We start from the raw sequence: 995 nt of genomic DNA, 5'->3' as shown, positions 1-995 counted from the left end.
GGAAACTTGGAAAACTTCTGAAAATAATCACTTGACAGCAAATGAGGCTGCTGTAGAATGCGCGCCTCGGTTGAGACGAAAGATCTTAACCAACCGCTCTTTAACAACTGAATCAAGCAATTCGTGTGGGTGCTTGTGGAGTCAGACTGATAGTCAACAAGATTATCAGCATCACAAGTTACTCCGCGAGAAATCAAAGATGTAACCAACGATTGCTGAGCCAAGTTTAGGGTTTCTTAAAAACCCAAAGATGTTTGAACTGAAGAGTTTGATCATGGCTCAGATTGAACGCTGGCGGCAGGCCTAACACATGCAAGTCGAGCGGTAGAGAGAAGCTTGCTTCTCTTGAGAGCGGCGGACGGGTGAGTAATGCCTAGGAATCTGCCTGGTAGTGGGGGATAACGCTCGGAAACGGACGCTAATACCGCATACGTCCTACGGGAGAAAGCAGGGGACCTTCGGGCCTTGCGCTATCAGATGAGCCTAGGTCGGATTAGCTAGTTGGTGAGGTAATGGCTCACCAAGGCGACGATCCGTAACTGGTCTGAGAGGATGATCAGTCACACTGGAACTGAGACACGGTCCAGACTCCTACGGGAGGCAGCAGTGGGGAATATTGGACAATGGGCGAAAGCCTGATCCAGCCATGCCGCGTGTGTGAAGAAGGTCTTCGGATTGTAAAGCACTTTAAGTTGGGAGGAAGGGCAGTAAATTAATACTTTGCTGTTTTGACGTTACCGACAGAATAAGCACCGGCTAACTCTGTGCCAGCAGCCGCGGTAATACAGAGGGTGCAAGCGTTAATCGGAATTACTGGGCGTAAAGCGCGCGTAGGTGGTTCGTTAAGTTGGATGTGAAATCCCCGGGCTCAACCTGGGAACTGCATTCAAAACTGTCGAGCTAGAGTATGGTAGAGGGTGGTGGAATTTCCTGTGTAGCGGTGAAATGCGTAGATATAGGAAGGAACACCAGTGGCGAAGGCGACCACCTGGACT

The 995-nt window shown here is 49.8% G+C and carries 1 rRNA gene; it reads left to right on the top strand.

Annotated features, from left to right (window positions below):
* Positions 1 to 256: 256 nt before the first annotated feature.
* Positions 257 to 995 (top strand): 16S ribosomal RNA (locus tag AAEZ05_RS27715); the annotation flags it as partial.

The organism is Pseudomonas sp. HY13-MNA-CIBAN-0226 (assembly GCF_040310305.1).
GTDB classification, from domain to species: domain Bacteria; phylum Pseudomonadota; class Gammaproteobacteria; order Pseudomonadales; family Pseudomonadaceae; genus Aquipseudomonas; species Aquipseudomonas gregormendelii.
The sequence above is the reverse complement of the archived record's forward strand: the minus strand, read 5'-3'. Positions and strand labels throughout refer to the sequence as shown.